General features: G+C 72.7%; 13 protein-coding genes. 9 read left to right on the top strand and 4 right to left on the bottom strand.

Annotation, left to right across the window (positions count from 1 at the left end; genetic code table 11):
* Positions 1–10: 10 nt before the first annotated feature.
* Entirely contained in the window at positions 11–3220 is a 3210-nt protein-coding gene (ileS, locus tag ALLO2_RS06960; protein ID WP_035730669.1) for an isoleucine--tRNA ligase, read from the bottom strand.
* A 493-nt stretch (positions 3221–3713) separates the two neighbouring features.
* On the opposite strand from ileS, the gene ALLO2_RS06955 reads away from it, so the two are divergent.
* From ALLO2_RS06955 to ALLO2_RS23145, 7 genes are all read left to right on the top strand, one after another.
* Positions 3714–4397, top strand: a complete 684-nt coding sequence (locus tag ALLO2_RS06955; RefSeq protein ID WP_023840534.1) for a signal peptidase II — start codon at positions 3714–3716, stop codon at positions 4395–4397.
* Entirely contained in the window at positions 4378–5319 is a 942-nt protein-coding gene (locus tag ALLO2_RS06950; RefSeq protein WP_011435868.1) for an RluA family pseudouridine synthase, read from the top strand. The genes ALLO2_RS06955 and ALLO2_RS06950 overlap by 20 nt, the downstream gene beginning before the upstream one ends.
* The gene (locus ALLO2_RS06945; protein ID WP_035730577.1) at positions 5316–6377 is read left to right on the top strand and encodes a hypothetical protein; all 1062 of its coding nucleotides are present in this window, start codon (positions 5316–5318) and stop codon (positions 6375–6377) included. The genes ALLO2_RS06950 and ALLO2_RS06945 overlap by 4 nt, the downstream gene beginning before the upstream one ends.
* Before the next feature lie 190 nt (positions 6378–6567).
* A complete protein-coding gene (locus ALLO2_RS06940) occupies positions 6568–7212 on the top strand; it encodes a DUF6308 family protein (protein ID WP_035730575.1) in 645 nt (214 codons plus the stop codon).
* Positions 7213–7261: 49 nt separating this feature from the next.
* On the top strand, positions 7262–8224 hold the full coding sequence (locus ALLO2_RS06935; protein ID WP_011435871.1) for an ABC transporter ATP-binding protein: 963 nt from the start codon (positions 7262–7264) through the stop codon (positions 8222–8224).
* Positions 8225–8237: 13 nt separating this feature from the next.
* Positions 8238–9131 carry an ABC transporter permease gene (locus tag ALLO2_RS06930; RefSeq protein ID WP_076804224.1) on the top strand — a complete coding sequence of 298 codons (894 nt, stop codon included), beginning with the start codon at positions 8238–8240 and terminating at the stop codon, positions 9129–9131.
* Positions 9132–9296: 165 nt separating this feature from the next.
* Positions 9297–10040 carry a hypothetical protein gene (locus ALLO2_RS23145; RefSeq protein WP_011435873.1) on the top strand — a complete coding sequence of 248 codons (744 nt, stop codon included), beginning with the start codon at positions 9297–9299 and terminating at the stop codon, positions 10038–10040.
* 61 nt (positions 10041–10101) lie between these two features.
* Here ALLO2_RS23145 and ALLO2_RS06920 read toward each other — a convergent pair whose 3' ends face one another.
* Positions 10102–10776, bottom strand: coding sequence for an LON peptidase substrate-binding domain-containing protein (locus tag ALLO2_RS06920; protein WP_011435874.1), 675 nt, complete (start codon positions 10774–10776; stop codon positions 10102–10104).
* Between the two features lie 270 nt (positions 10777–11046).
* Here ALLO2_RS06920 and ALLO2_RS06915 point away from each other — a divergent pair, with 270 nt between their 5' ends.
* On the top strand, positions 11047–11427 hold the full coding sequence (locus tag ALLO2_RS06915; protein WP_023840530.1) for a hypothetical protein: 381 nt from the start codon (positions 11047–11049) through the stop codon (positions 11425–11427).
* 52 nt (positions 11428–11479) lie between these two features.
* Here ALLO2_RS06915 and ALLO2_RS06910 read toward each other — a convergent pair whose 3' ends face one another.
* Complete coding sequence (locus ALLO2_RS06910; RefSeq protein WP_035730572.1) at positions 11480–13726, bottom strand: hypothetical protein; 2247 nt, start codon at positions 13724–13726, stop codon at positions 11480–11482.
* A gap of 268 nt (positions 13727–13994) precedes the next feature.
* Positions 13995–14198, bottom strand: a complete 204-nt coding sequence (locus ALLO2_RS06905) for a hypothetical protein (RefSeq protein WP_011435877.1) — start codon at positions 14196–14198, stop codon at positions 13995–13997.
* 160 nt (positions 14199–14358) lie between these two features.
* Between ALLO2_RS06905 and ALLO2_RS06900 the strand changes: the two genes are divergently transcribed.
* Positions 14359–15333: a Nif3-like dinuclear metal center hexameric protein gene (locus ALLO2_RS06900; protein ID WP_035730657.1), complete on the top strand. Its 975-nt coding sequence runs from the start codon at positions 14359–14361 to the stop codon at positions 15331–15333.
* Positions 15334–15366 lie beyond the last annotated feature (33 nt).

Below are 15366 nucleotides of genomic sequence, written 5' to 3'. Positions count from 1 at the left end.
GGCCTCGGTCTCAGCCGCCGGTCGTCTCGTGCCGGGTGAGCGTGAACGCCAGGCCCAGCTCCTCGGCCGCCGAGCGGGCTGCCGTCTCGCGCGGCTGCGCCGCAGGTAGCTCCGTGCGGGCCGCCTCGGTGAAGGAGACCGCCAGCACCTCCTCGGCCACCGTCTGACCGTGGGTACGCAGAGCGAGCGCGGTCTCCTCGCGCGTCGCCGCCCAGGAGACGTCCACCCGGTCGGTGATCTCCAGCCCCGCCGCCTTGCGCGCGTCCTGGAGCACCCGGACGACGTCGCGGGCGAGCCCGGCGCGGGCGAGCTGCGGGGAGATCTCCAGGTCGAGGGCGACGGAGAGCCCGGACTCGGCGGTGACCGCCCAGCCCTGCCGCGGCGTCTCCGTGATGATCAGCTCGTCCCCGGACAGCTCGACGTCCTCCCCGTCAACGGTGACGGTGAGCCGTCCGTTGACGGGAGGACCGGCGGCCGCGATGGCCGCGGCGGCCGCCTTGGTGTTCCTGCCGAAGCGCCGCCCCAGCGCCCGGAAGTTCGGCTTCACCGAGATGTCGACGACCTCCGAGGTCGCCGGCTCCACCGTGGTCACGTTGAGCTCCTCGGTGATCTGCGCGATCAGCTCGGGGGAGAGCTCGTCAAAGGCACTCGCGCCGACGACCGCCCGCGGCAACGGCTGGCGGGTGCGCACCCCGCTGGCGGCCCGGGCGGCGCGGCCGAGTTCCACGATCCGCCGGACGAGATCCATCTGCTCCGAGAGCTCCGGCGTGTGCAGCCCCGCCGGGAGCTCGGGCCAGGCGGCCAGGTGCACCGAGTCGGGGGTCCGCGGGGATGCGTCGGCGAACAGCCGTGACCACAGCCAGTCGGTGAGGAACGGCGTGAACGGCGCCATCACCCGGGTCAGCGCGTCCAGGCAGGTGTGCAGGGTGCTCAGGGCGTCGGCGTCGCCGGCCCAGAACCGGCGGCGGGACCGGCGGACGTACCAGTTGGACAGGTCGTCGACGAACCGGGCGATCCGCCGCCCGGCCCGCAGCGAGTCGAAGNTCTCCAGCGCATCGTCCACCTCGGCGACGGTGGCCGCGAGCTCGGACAGCGCCCAGCGGTCCAGCACGTGCCGTCGGGCCGGCGGTGTCGCGCGCGGGTCCGCGGCCGGGTCCGCGCCTGGGCGCCAGCCGGCTGCCCCGGCATAGAGAGCGAAGAAGGACGAGGTGTTCCAGTAGGTGAGCAGGACCTTGCGGACGATGTCCTCGATCGCCTCGTGACTCACCCGGCGGTCCGCCCACGGCGAGCCGCCGGCGAGCATCAGCCAGCGGACCGCGTCCGCGCCGTGCCGCTCGAACAGCTCGAAGGGATCGAGCACGTTGCCGAGATGCTTGCTCATCTTGCGGCCGTCGGCGTCCAGGAGCAGGCCGAGACAGAGCACCGTCTCGTAGGAGGAGCGGCCGAACACCAGCGTGCCGACCGCCATCATCGTGTAGAACCAGCCGCGGGTCTGGTCGATCGCCTCGCAAATGTACTGCGCCGGGTACTGCCGGGTGAACGCCGCGAGGTTGTGGTGCGGGGCGCCCCACTGGGCGAACGGCATCGCGCCGCTGTCATACCAGACGTCGATCACCTCGGGCACCCGGTGCGAGGCGCCGCCACAGGTCGGGCAGGTCCCGGTGACCTCGTCGACGAACGGGCGGTGCGGGTCGAGGTCGGCCAGGTTCCGCCCGGCGAGCTCGGAGAGCTCCGCGAGTGACCCGACGCACACCAGGTGGGTGGGGTCGTCGTCGCAGCGCCAGACCGGCAGCGGTGTCCCCCAGTATCGGTTGCGGGACAGCGCCCAGTCGACGTTGCCGCGCAGCCACTCGCCGTACCGACCGGTCTTGATCCGCTCGGGGTGCCAGGTCGTCCGCTCGTTCTGCGCCAGCAGCTCGTCGCGGATGGCGGTGGTCCGGATGTACCAGGACGGCAGCGGATAGTAGATCAACGGTGTGTGACAGCGCCAGCAGTGCGGATAACTGTGCGTATACGTCGACGCCCGCCACAGCCGGCCCCGCTCGCGCAGGTCGGCGGTCAGCGGCGCGTCGGCATCCTTGAAGAACATCCCACCGACCAGGGGGACGTCGGCGAGGAAGCGACCGTCCGTCCCGATCGGGTTCACCACCGGCAGCCCGCTCGCCCGGCAGACCGCGAGGTCCTCCGCGCCGAACGCTGGCGCCTGGTGGACCAGGCCCGTGCCATCCGTGGTCGTCACGTAGTCGGCGAGCACGACCGAGTGCGGGACGCCGGTGCCGGCCGCGAACCGCTCGGCCGCCAGCAGCTCGAACGGGCGGGTGTAGCGGGCACCGGCCAGCTCCGCCCCGCGGAACCGCTCGACGATCTCGGCGTCCTCGCCGAGGGCCGCGGTGACCAGTGGTTCGGCGACGACGAACAACTCCCCGTCCCCCGCGCGGGCCAGGACGTACTCCNCCTCCGGGTGAACGGCCACCGCCGTGTTCGACACCAGCGTCCACGGGGTCGTCGTCCATACCAGCAGCTGCGCACCCTGCCCGGCGAGGCCCAGGGCGTCGGCGACGAGCGGGAAACGGACGTAGACCGAGGGGTCGTCGACGTCCGAGTAGCCCTGGGACACCTCGTGGTCACTAAGCGGCGTTTCGTCGCGCGGGCAGTACGGGGTGACCCGGAAGTCCTCGACCAGCAGGCCCTGGTCGAAGATCTGCTTGAGCGACCACCAGACGCTCTCGACGTAGCTGGTGTCCATGGTGCGGTAGGCGCCATCGAGGTCGACCCAATAGCCCATCCGCTCGGTCATCGCGGAGAAGTCCGCGACATGGCGCAGCACCGACTCGCGGCACCGGGCGTTGAACTCGGCGATGCCGAACGCCTCGATGTCGTTTTTGCTGGTGAAGCCGAGCTCCTTCTCGACCGCGAGCTCGACGGGCAGCCCGTGGCAGTCCCAGCCCGCCCGCCGGGGAACGTGGTAGCCCTTCATCGTCCGGTAGCGGGGGAACAGGTCCTTGAAGACCCTGGCCTCCACGTGGTGCGCCCCCGGCCTGCCGTTGGCGGTGGGTGGGCCCTCGTAGAAAACCCACAGCGGGCGGTCCGCGGTGGCCTCCAGCGAACGGTGGAACACCTTGGTGTCGCGCCAGCGGGCCAACGTCTCCCGCTCCAGGGCGGGCAGGTCCACCTGGGCGGGCAGCGGAGCGAAGGTGGGATGCCGCAGAGGGGTGCTCATCGTGGGGACCCGGTCTCCATAGTCGTAATCTCCGTCGGGCTGGTTCTCCAACGGAGGGACGACGCCTCACCGGTCCCGGGCGTGACCATCCGGCCGATGCGCCGGCCGCCTGTCCTACCCGGACCGGGGGTACCGCGGTACCACCCTCCTTGCGCACCCGCTCGGCCGGATCGGGCCGAGGGATGGCCCCTCGTTGTCCTCGCGGCGGCCGGATCTACTGGGGACCCGATGGTCGACCGGATTCCGTTCTTCCGGCGGCTCGGGGGTGATCTTCGCGACGCGCTGGCCACCGGGCTTCCACCGACCCCGGCTCGCTCGGGCTGCGCCCGCCGCTACTCGTCCCCGTCCACGCCGTACCGCTGTCCATCAGCGTAGCTCAGCGGGACGAGTGGTCCCGTCCCCGGCTCGGCCCTTCGCCGCGCGGCCGGTTCATCGTCGGGACTCGGGGCCGTAGAGTGGTCCGGTAGGAGAGGTGCCGACCATCGGGAGCGGTGTGTCCGAAGATCCCGTCGATCACGCGGTGACCGCGCCGGGGGGCGTCACCCCGGGCGCGGGGTCCGTCGCGCCGGCGATGTCGACGAAGCCCTCGGCCCCGCCCGGGGGGTCGACGCCGGTGCCGCACGGGCGGGACGAGGCTCGCCCTACCGTCGGTTCCCGCCGGGCGGTGGCCACGCTGACGGTCGCGGCGGCGATCGTCCTGCTGTCGGACATCCTCACCAAGCATGTCGCGGTGGCCACCCTGTCTGACCGGGGGCCTGTCGAGGTCATCCCCGGCCTGCTCGACCTGGAGCTCACCCGCAACTCCGGAGCGGCCTTCAGCCTCGCGGGCGGCGCGACGGTGCTACTCAGCCTGGTCGCCCTGGCCGTGGTCGCGGTGGTGGTGTTCACCGCCCGCCGGCTGCGGTCGGTGGGGTGGGCTCTCGTGCTCGGCGCCCTGCTCGGCGGGGCGGTGGGCAACCTCGCCGACCGCCTCTTCCGCGCGCCCGGTCCCCTGCGCGGTCACGTCGTGGACTTCGTCCACCTCCACTACTGGCCCATCTTCAACGTGGCCGACTCCGCGATCGTCTGCGGCGGCGTGCTCGCGGTCATCCTGTCCCTGCGCGGCGTGGGTCTGGACGGCACGCGCTACGCCGAGCATCATCCCCCCGGCGGGGGCAGTGACCATCACGGGCGGTGACCTGCGGTCCCTGCCGGTCCCGGACGGGCTCGACGGCGTCCGTCTCGACGCGGCGATCGCGAGGATGTTCGGGCTGTCGCGGACCGTGGCCGCCGCGCTCGTCGACGACGGCCAGGCGAGCCTCGACGGGAAGGTCCGGGGCCGGTCCGACCGGGTCAGCGGCGGTGCCTGGCTGGAGGTCCGGCTGCCCGCTCCGCCGCGTCCGGTGGCGGTGGAACCCACGCCGGTCGAGGCTCTCGGCATTCTCTACGACGACGACGACATCATCGTGGTGGACAAGCCGGTCGGGGTCGCCGTCCATCCGGCGCCCGGCTTCACCGGACCGACCGTGATCGGGGCGTTGGCCGCCGCGGGATACCGCATTTCCACCTCGGGCGCGGCCGAGCGTCAGGGGGTGGTGCACCGTCTCGACGTCGGTACCACCGGGGTGATGGTGGTCGCCAAGAGCGAGCGCGCATATACCCTGCTGAAACGGGCGTTTCGTGACCGTACGGTGGACAAGCGCTACCGGGCCGTGGTGCAGGGCCATCCCGATCCGCTGCGGGGCACCGTGGACGCCCCGATCGACCGGCATCCGCGCCGGCCGGGGCTGTTCGCCGTCGTCGCGGACGGCAAGCCGAGTATCACCCACTACGACCTCCAGGAGGCGTTCCGGGCCGCCTCCCTGCTGTCCGTGCGATTGGAGACCGGGCGCACCCACCAGATCCGGGTGCACATGTCCGCCCTGCGGCACCCGTGTGTCGGGGATCTCGCCTACGGGGCCGATCCCACGCTCGCCGAGCGGCTCGGCCTGACCCGCCAGTGGCTGCACGCGGCGCGGCTGTCCTTCGATCATCCCGGTCACGGCGGACGGGTCGAGTTCACCAGTCCGGACCCGGCTGACCTGGCCGAGGCGGTGGAACGGCTGCGGGACCAGCCATGACGGAGCCGGCGACGCTCGGGGAGGCGACCTCGGCGCCGGTGCCCGCTCCCGCGGCACCCGGGGGAGCGGTGCCGGCCCCGGCCCCCGCCTGCCGGGGGTGGTCCACCGTGCGCCCACCGGTCCACGGGTTGGGGGCGCTGCTCGATCGGGTCGACGCCCGCACGCTGCCGGCGACCTCTCGCGCGATCGCGATCGTCCGGGCGTGGATGGTGGGCCTGGCGGAGCGGGAGATCGGTCGGGTCCGCCGGACCCGGGACCGGGTCCGGCCCTCGCCTGCCGGCTCCGACGACGATGACGGTCCGCCGGCCCTGCTCGACGTGGCCGGAGTCACGCCCGGCGGGGTGGTGGACTGGGGCGTCCGGATGCTCGTCCTCGGACTCGTCGCGTTGATCGTGGTGAGCGCGACGGCCGCGATCCTGCAGGGCGTCGATCATGCTCCGTCGTCCGGACCGTCCTCCTCGGCGACCGAGCAGGCAGCGACGTCCGCGAACCAGCCGGCGGCGCCCGACCAGCCGGTGGCGCCCGCGCTGCCCGCGGTGACGATCGGCCCCGGGCCGAACGACCCGGTCGCCGACTACCTCGGCGCCAGCCGGCAGAACCTCGCGTTGCTGACCTCGGCCGCCCCCGGCGCCGATCTCTACGCCGTGGCCAGTCTCACCGCGCCCCGCNCCCCCGCCGACCTGCTCGAGGTGTTCGGCGACTTCCGGACCGTCCAGGTGTTCTTCACCGCCGGTATCGGGGGTGAACAGGAGCAGGCCGTCGTGCGCGATCCGGTGGCCGACGTCCGGGCGGCCTTCGGGTCGGCGGCGGCCCAGGCGGACGCCCGAGCCGCCGCCGACACACAGGTCGGCAACACCGCCGCCGCCGACCGCGAGCGGCGGGCGGCGAACGACCTGCGGGCCGGGTGCGGGTGTCTGTTCGCCGTGGTGGTCCGCGCCCCGGCCGGCCGGCTCTCGCAGCTCGAAACCGATCCCCGGGTGCGGGTGGTGGATCCGGCCCCACCGGGAAGCGGGCCGCCGGGTGTGAGATTCATCCCACTGTCCCCGGACCGTCGCTGATCCGGTTGAGCCGTCCGCATGATCGGACGACGTGCCGGGCACGGGTGGCGGACGGTGACCGTTCTGGCGTGGCATCCGACCCCTGCGCCATCGTCGACCGGGACAGGAGAGGATGAGGGGCGAGACCGGCTTCGTCACCTGGGGTTGCGACCGGCCGGGGAGTTCACGGATCATGATGAGGAGACCCAGGTTGAAGCTGGCGAAGGGCACCCGGGAGGTCTTCGACGCGGAGAGCCTGCTCGAGGAGTACCTGGGGCCGCGCAAGCGAGGTCTGCGCTACGCCTACCCGTACTACGACGGCCTGGTCACCAATAGTGATCCGGATCTGCTGTGCACCGGGGATCTCCTGGCCCCGTGCCTGCTCGGCGTCCACGTGGACCTGGATCGGATGCACACGCTCACCGCGCTGATGCCGTTGCTGCAGCGGGCGTTGGACAGGCTTCCTCCCGGCATCGAGCTCATCGAGGCCGACGAGGTCACCCTCGATCTGGTCGCCGCGCTCTACGACCCCCTCGACGACCCGGACGTCTCCGACCGGGACGTCAAGGGCTCCCTCATCGCCAAGGTGCTGCACCGCAAGCGGCCCGCCCTGGTCCCGTTGTTCGACTCCAAGGTGAGGATCTTCTACCAGCACGAGGACTGCGTCCCGCCGTCGCCGCGGGACGGGCGGTCCTGGCGGCAGTACATGGGCCTGCTCATCCGCGCGATGCAGTACGACCTGCGGGAGAACGCCGAGGAGTTCCGCCGGCTCGGGGCGCTGGTACCCGTCGCGGGTCCCCCGATCACCCCGCTGCGGATGCTCGACGTCGTGGTGTGGATGAGCAGCGCGGTGTGATCAGCGCCCGTTGTCGGCCCGGGACCATCGACCGGCTCCGACTGCGACAATGGTCGATGTGTTGAGCTACGCGGTCCGCGGGCTCACCCGGCGGCACGGGACGGGTGAGCATGCCGTTCTCGCCAATGATCGGATCGATCTCGACGTCCGGCAGGGCGAGGTGTTCGGGGTGCTCGGGCCGAACGGCGCCGGGAAGACCACGCTGGTCCGCCAGTTGATGGGTCTGCTGCGGCCGGACGCGGGCACGATTACCCTTTTTGGCCGCGACGTGCTGGCCGCCCGCGGTCTGCCGGCCCGGCTCGCCGCCTATCTGGGCCAGGACGATCTCGCGCTGGCCGAGCTGCCGGTCGCCACCGCCGTGGCGACCACCGCCCGCATGCGCGGCGTCCCCCGCTCCGCCGTGCGGGCGGTCCGTGACGCCGTGCTCGGCGAGCTCGGTCTGGAGGCGGTGGCGCATCGCCCGCTGTCGAAGCTGTCCGGTGGGCAACGCCGGCTGGCGTGTGTCGCTACCACCCTGGTGGGGGACCGGCCGATGCTCGTCCTCGACGAGCCGACCACCGGCCTCGACCCCGTCGCCCGGCGGGCCGTGTGGTCGGCGCTGCAACGTCGCCGGGACACCGTCGGTGTCACCGTCCTGCTGATCACGCACAACGTCCTCGAGGCGGAGTCGGTGCTTGACCGGGTCGCCGTCCTGGATGCCGGGCGGGTGATCGCCTGCGACACTCCGGGCCAGCTCAAGGCATCGTTGTCCGGTGACGTCCGGCTCGACCTCGCGTGGCGCCACGACCCGCCCGCGGACGACCCCACCGTCGCGACGTTGGCCGCGCTCGCCGTGGTCAACGGACGGCGGTGGACCATCCGGTTGGCTCCGGCCGCGGCCCGTGACGCCCTCGGCCGGTTGACCGCCGGCCCGGCGTTCGCCGCGCTGGACGATTTCAGTCTCGCCACCCCCTCGCTGGAGGACGTGTACCTCACCCTCGGCGGCAGGTCGCGGGACCTGGAGCGCGCATGATCGTGATTTTCCGGTGACCGTCGTTCCGGACGCGCGCGGGGCACCCGGTGGCGGGGCACCCGGGGTGCCGGCGCCATCGGTCGCGGATGGCCGCCCGGCTCCCGCCACGCGGCCGGTGTCGGCCTCCGCCCCGCCGAGCAGTGCCCCGCCGCAGCTGCCGCCGCCGACGTCGTTCCGCACCGCGTTCGGTGCGGTCTACCGCGGGCAGCTCGCCCGCTCCAAGGTGGGACGGATCCCCCTGTTGTTCGTCGCGTCGTTCCAGTCGGTCGGGATCCTCGTGCTGCTGCGCGGGATCCTCGACGTCGGCGACACCACGGCCGCCGGGCAGGTCGTGGCGGGTTCCACGGTGCTCGTGGTCGCCTTCGTCGCGTTGAACCTGCTGGCCCAGCGGTTCGGGGCGCTGCGGGCGGCCGGTGCCCTGGACTACTACCTCACGTTGCCGGTGCCCGGCGTCGCGGTGGTGCTGGGCACGGCGGCCTCGTACGCGACCTTCGCGGCGCCCGGCACTGTCGTCACCGCGGTGCTGGGGGCGCTGCTCTACGGGCTGCCGCTGTCCGGCCTGTGGCTGCTGCTGCCCGTCGTGGCGCTCGCCGGGATCTGCCTGTCCGGGCTCGGGGCGGCGATCGGCCTGCTCGCCCCTCGGCCGGAGCTCGCGACCGTCGCCGGCCAGCTCGGAATGAGCATCGTGCTGTTCTTCGGTGTGATCCCCTCCGGCCGGCTGCCCGAGGTCGGCCGCTGGGCGCGGGACGCGTTGCCCAGCAGCTACGCGGTGGACGCCCTCGCGGCCGCCTTCCAACCCGGTGTCGACTGGGCGAAGGTGGTCCTCGACCTCGGGATCTGCGCCGCCGTCGGGATGGTGGCGCTGTCTGTCGCGGCGATGGCACTGCGCCGTGTCGGCACGTCCTGAGGGCGTCATAGTTAGCGGGGCCAGCGTAGTAGCAGGACTGCTGCGGGACCGACCGGCGCGGTAGGGTCAACGGCCTGCGGCCGGTCGGCGACAACGCGCTGGTAGGCCGGGGATGCTGGTAGGCCGGGGACGAGGAGACAGACAGCCAGTGGCAGAAAGCGCGTCATGATGGAGCGGTCGTCGGGCATCCGCGGAGTCGAGCCGGTCGCGCTGTCCGTCCCACCCGGGGACGTCCCACCCGGGGACGGGCCGCACCACCCTGGTCAGCCGACCCTCGATCCGGCGATCGCCGTCCCCGCGGCCGGTGAACCGGCGCCGCCCGGGCGGAACCCGGGCCGGGCGTTCGGTGCTCGTTCGGCGGCCGTCGCCGGCCTGATCTGCGCGGCGGCGATGGCGCTCGCCGGCTTCCCGCTCGGCCTGCTCTGGGCCGCGACCGCGCCGCATCTGGATCTTGCCGTGGCGTTGGACGGGCATGAATCGGCGTTTACGGTCCAGAGCGACATCGACGTCCGGTTCGCCCTGATCTGCGCGGTCGCCGGCGTGATCGGCGGTGCCGTGGCGTGCTGGCGGGTCCGGGACGCGGGATGGCCGGTCCCGGTCGGGCTCGCCGCGGGCGGTATCGGCGGCTCGCTGATCGCCGGCTGGATCGGCCACCTGCGGCGCTCGCCCCAGCTGCTGCACGCGCTGCCGAAGGACGCCTCTCCGCTGCTCACCGACCTGGTGGACATGAAGGTCCGCGCGGGCGGGCTCTACTTTGTCATGCCGGTGACCGCCCTGCTCGTACTCCTCGTCGGGCTGTGGGTGACCTCGCGGGCCCAGTCGGACGCCGCCGAGGACAGGCGGGGTCCGACCGCGCCCGGCGACGCGCCCGGCCACGGGGCTGGGGCTGAGGTCGGGGCTGGGGACTGAGCGTCGATCCCCCGGGTGGCGAACGTCCCACGGTTCGGGCTGGGGTCAGTTCGGGCGGGGGTCAGTTCGGGCTGGGATCGACCCGGCGCAACTCGCTCGATCCGATGGTGGTGATCTTTTCCAGGAGGCCGATCTCCCGGCGGAGCAGCGCCCGTTCGGCCCGCAGTCGGTTGGCCGCGTCCGGCGCGGCGAGCAGCCCCTGACGTTCGGTGACGTCGGTGACGGCGGCGGCGGCGATCACGTACGAAAGGGCGATCGGGTCGTCGGGGAGGTCCGGCAGCGAGATCTGCACGGTGCCGGTGGCGGCGAGCCGGTCGGCGTAGGTTCGGAGCAGACGCTGGACTGCCGGAACGGTGTCGTCGGTGTCGTCGGTGTCGCCGACGTCGTCCGGCAGGTAGTCGACATCCCCGACGAGGTAGGGCTCGCTGTGCCGGTCCACCGTGCGGATCCGGAACCGGTCACCGCCCACCGTGATGAGCGAGAACCGCCCGTCGGAGTGTTCCTGGACGCGCCGCAGCACGGCGGTGCAGCCCACGTCGTGGATCGCCGGCAGGGCCGGACCCACCTCCCGGCCTCGCCGGATGGCGATCACTCCGAACCGTCGGACCTGGTCGGCGGGCTGCTCGAGCAGTTTCCGCACCAAGATCCGGTACCGTTCCTCGAAGATCTCCAGGGGTAGGACCAGCCCGGGGAGCAGGACCGTCCCGAGCGGGAACAGAGGAAGCCGCTCGCTCAACTGCGGTGCCTTCTTCCTGCCCTGCCCTCTCCGGCCCCGGACGGGACCGGAAGCGGCCGGCGGCGGTCGGGCGAGGACCGCCTGGGGCGGGTCCACGACCAGGAGTCGGACGTTTGTCCCAACCCTGTCCCCCGGTAGCCATGGTGTCCATCCACGAAGGGCTGTGATTCTCACCGGGCGCGGGTTCGGGCGGTGGACCGGGAGCCCGGGCGGTGGACCGTCGGTGCCTGGGGACCTTCCATCCGGGTTCGTTCGCGGGACAATGGCCCGGTGTGGGAAACCGAGCCGGAGCTACTGGTCGTCTTCCATCGGCCGGACCGGGGCTTCTCGACCGGCACGGGTGTCGACCCACTGGCCGAACTGGCCGTCCTCGGCACCGTGACCTCGGCCTTGCGCCCCCGGCTGGCTCTCGTGGCGCTGCCCCCCTCCCGGGCGCCGGAGGTGGCTGCCCTGCCCGGGGTGTGCGGGGTCTTCATCGATCAGGTTCCCCCGGCGCTGCGGGAGACCCTCACCGCAGCCGAGAGCCTGTTCGTCGACGGCTGGCTGGCGCGGAGGGGCGCCAAGCGCCGCGATCCCGCAGGTGGTGAGCCCTGGGACACGCCGGGGTACCTCCCGCCCGACCGGCCACCCGGGGCGGCGCCGGCCGGATGACCCCGCGCGGCGGCTCAGAACACGCGCGGCGGCTCAGAACACGCGCGGCGGCTCAGAACACGCGCCGGGGGACCGACCAGCTTGCACCGGGGCCCGACGAACGCCAGACCATGTGGAGCCGGTCGCCGACGCGGGCGAGCACCTCCAGATGCCCGTCGAAGTTGCTCTGGATCATCGAGACGGCGTCCACCCGGCCCAGCTCCGGTGCGAACGGCCGCGGTCCGCTCCAGCCCGGGGAGGGCGCGCCGTTGTTCCGGTAGAAGTGGATGAGCCCGCGGTCCGCGGCGGGGACGACCACCTCGAAGTTGCGGGAGCCGTCGGGGAAGGCGCTCTGGATGAGCGCCGGATTGCCCGTCACGCCCTCGGCGAAGACGGGGCCGGTGCGCCAGACCGCCCCGTTGTCGCGGGTGAGGTGCACGAGCCGGTTGCCGACCCGGGCGACCGCTTCCAGCATCCCGTTGCCGCCGCCCAGCGTGCCGTGGATGAGGCTGACGGCGTCGACGCGCCCGAGGTTCGCGCCGAACAGCTTCGGAGTGCTCCACGGAAATCCGTGGATGTCATGGTTGCGCCACAGGTGCAGGATGCCGACGTCCGCGGCGGGCACGAGCAGTTCGAAGTTGCCCTTGGTGCCCAGCCGGCTCTGCACCAGCGACGGAACGCCCCCCACCCCCTGGACGAGGCGGGTCGGCGGGTGCCAGGCGAAGGCGCCGGTGGAGTCCCGCCACAGGAAGTACAGCGTCGAGCCGACCCGGACGGCGACCTCGAGGGGTCCCGGCCTGGCCAGGGTGCTCTGGATCATGGTGGCGGCATCGATCCGGCCGAGCTCCTGAGCCGTCTGCCACGGGGCCATCCAGGGGAAGCCNGCCGCGTCGTTGTCCCGCCAGACGTGGGTCAGCCCGGCGAAGGCCGACGGGACGACGGCGTCGAAGTTGCCGATCTGGCCGAGCCCCCTGGCCTGGACGAGCGCCGGGTTGCCGCTTACTCCGTGGCCCCAGCCGATGTGGCTGGGGGTGTAGCGGCACAGCGCGAAACTGTTCGAGCGCATCAGGCAGTCGACGGGCGCGGGCGCGCAGGCGTCGCAGTTGCCGTTCGGGGCGTGGAACGCCCCCCACCGACCGCCGCAGTCGCACTGGGCGCCCGCGTACTCGTCCGGAGCGCCGAAGATGTGGCCGGTCTCGTGGGTGAAGACCCGGTCGATATTGTCCGGTCCCCAGCCGTCGTTGTCGACGGACATCACGAGCCGGGGGCCACCCACCGAGGAGTACGCGAAGTATCCCAGCGGATACTTGGTGAAGAACGCGCAGTAGGCGGACCGGGTGCCGAGCCGGGACCGGAGCGCGTCGACGTAGTCGTAGACGCCGTCGAAGCTGGCCGCGTAGCCGAGCCGGCTCATGGTGGGGTCACGCCACAGCGCCTCGAGGTCGGGCGCGTTCGGGTCCGGTGGGACGGACAGCCGCACGATCTGGATGTCGTAGTGGAAGGTCAGGTCGGCAGCCGGGTTCGTGGTTGCGTACCAGGACAACCCGTTCTGCACCTCAGCTACGATCTTGGTGCGTTCCGCGGCGGTCAGTTGCAGCGCGGTGGTCGGCCCTTCCACGAGGATCAGCCCGACGGCCACCGATCCCTCCAGCGCCGCGCTGGTGGGGGAGGACGCCTGGGCGATCTGCGCGGTGGCCCGGGTGTCCGTGGCCCGGGTGTCCGTGGGCGCGGAGGTCGGGCTCTGGGCCTCGGCCCGCCCGTTCGGCTGGGCATGCGGTGTCGGCTGGGCATGTGGTGTCGGCTGGGCATGTGGTGTCGGCTGGTCCGGATCAGGCGAGCTGCCCCGGGGCGGCGGGATGTCGGTGCAGGGCCGGTCCATGTCCCATGGCCGGCCGTCGCGGGGACGTTCCTGCTTGAGCTGCCGGTAGGCGGCGCTGGCCCGCAGGCGGAAGGCGTCCAGCCCGAGCGTCTCGGCGCGGTTCAGCCCGGGCGACACCCCGGTGGTCGACACGACGCTGCCGTCCGCGGGGGGGAGTACCGCCGCCGCCAGCCGGGCGGCGGTGCGCTCCGCCGTCGCCGTGGAGGTGCCCCGAGGCTGGCCCAACACGTGGACCCTGCCGTAGCGGTGCAGCGGCCGTCGTTCGTTGGCCAGGGTGGGATCGGCTGGCGAGCCGTCGCCCTCGGCGGTCTGGTCTACCCCGTCATCCGAGGACGCGTCGGTGGGTGCGATCGCCGCGAACGCCGCACGGAGTGCTCGGCCCGTCTCCCCTCCGGCCGAGATGATGAGCGCGTGTTCGTCGGCNGGTACGNCCCCCGCCATACTTGATCGTTTTCCTTTCGGTGGGGATGGCTGTGCGGAGTTGTATCGTGTTGCGGCTTTGTTGTGCCGGCTTTTGTGGAAACAAGTACGCAGAGTGCCGATCTGGTGCCTTCGCCTGCTTTGTTTAGAGGGATTGCGCCAACATAGCCGGCGGCGGGCGTCCACCCGGCCGGAGCCGGGCAGCCGCCCGGGTGGCTCGGCGTCTCAGTGCCTCGGCGTCTCGGCGTCTCGGCGTCTCGGCGTCTCAGCGTCTCAGTGCCTCAGCGCCTCAGCGCCGGTCCGGAGCGAACGATGCCTGCGCCGATGGCACGTCGGGCCACATGGCCCCGACGGCGGGCCGTTCCGGCGCACCCATGGCCTCGGCCACCTTGCGCATGATGGCTTCCACCAGCCGGACNGCCTGCGGGGTCGCGAGGTTCAGCACGATCTCGGCATCCCCCGCCACCTGGAATCGCACCGAAACGTCCGCCATGACGACTGCCCTTTCCTCGCGGCTCGCCAGCACATCGCAGGCGTGTTGCCACCGGTGACGTTACGGGGCCGGAACGACCGCCCCCACGGCGCCCGGGTGTGGCACCGGACAGCGTGACCGGCTGGCAGGTCGCTGCGACGAAGCGGGTAGGGTCACGGTGGTGACCTTTCCGTCAGCGACAGTGCGTGACTGTGTGGCCGTGCTTGAGCGTTTCTTCCCTCCGTCCTGGGCCGAGTCCTGGGACGCGGTGGGACTGGCGGTGGGTGATCTGGACGCGCCGGCCTCGGCGGNCCTGTTNGCGGTGGATCCGACCCCCNAGGNGGCGGCCGAGGCCGTCACGGCGGGAGCTCAGCTGCTCGTCACCCACCACCCGCTGTTCCTGCGGGGAGTGCACGGCGTCGCCGAGACCGGTCCGGGCGGGCGGGTCGTTGCCACCCTGATCCGGGCCGGCGTCGCCCTGTACACCGTGCACACGAACGCCGATGTCGCCGCGCCGGGCGTGAGTGACGCGCTTGCCGACGCGCTGGGGTTGCGTGACGTCGCCCCGCTGTCCGCCCCGGCCCCGCTGTCCGCCCCGGCGAACGTCGGGGCCGACGAGGGCGGTGCCGGGGCCGACGAGGGCGGTGCCGGGGCCGACGAGGGCGGTGCCGGGAGCAGCGCCGGTGATGAGGGTGGTGTCGGTGATGAGGGCGGTGTCGGCGGGGCGAGCGTGTGCTGGGGCCTCGGCCGGATCGGTGACCTGCCCGCGGCCGAGTCCCTGGAACGGTTCTGCGCCCGGGTCGTCCGAGCGCTGCCGGCGACGGCGGGCGGGGTCCGGGCGACGGGTACCGCGGACCGGCTCGTCCGGCGGATCGCGGNGTGCGGCGGCTCGGGGGGNGAACTGGTCGCCGCAGCCGAGGCCGCGGGAGCGGACGTCCTCGTCACCGCGGACGGCCGGCATCACCACGTCCTCGACGCCGTCGGTGCGCATGGGGTCGTGGTGGTCGATGTCGCCCACTGGGCGAGTGAATGGCCCTGGCTGAGCCAGGCCGCCACCCGCCTGCACACCGGTCTGCGTGCGAGGGGACGTACGGTGAGCACGTCGGTATCCGCTATCGTGACCGATCCCTGGCGGGTGCACGTTCCGTCCCGGTAGGCGGTGCCGGCGGCGCGGAGGCCCGGGTCACGC

The sequence above is a fragment of the Frankia sp. Allo2 genome (assembly GCF_000733325.1).
In the GTDB taxonomy this organism is placed as follows: domain Bacteria; phylum Actinomycetota; class Actinomycetes; order Frankiales; family Frankiaceae; genus Frankia; species Frankia casuarinae.
This window is presented reverse-complemented; position numbering and strand designations above follow the sequence as displayed.